Annotated in this window: 1 protein-coding gene; it reads left to right on the plus strand. The window is 60.1% G+C overall.

Annotated elements, in window-relative coordinates:
* Positions 1-238 (plus strand): cytochrome c biogenesis protein CcsA (gene ccsA / locus AC0IW9_RS31895; protein WP_471652286.1); only part of this gene is annotated, 238 nt, incomplete at both ends.

Below are 238 nucleotides of genomic sequence, written 5' to 3' on the forward strand. Positions count from 1 at the left end.
CACTGATTCTCGGCGGCTGGACGTTTGCCGTGGCGATCTTCTCCCGGCAGTTGCCCGAAGAGATGCTCGCCCGCGTGCTGGGTGTGATGGGCATCATCAGCGTCGGCTTCCTGCTGTTTCTGATCATCATTTCTAACCCGTTCACCCGCCTGCTGCCGAACGTACCGGCCGATGGTCGCGATCTCAACCCGCTGCTGCAGGATTTCGGCCTGATCATCCACCCGCCGATGCTTTACAT

Source organism: Belnapia sp. AC561 (assembly GCF_979252845.1).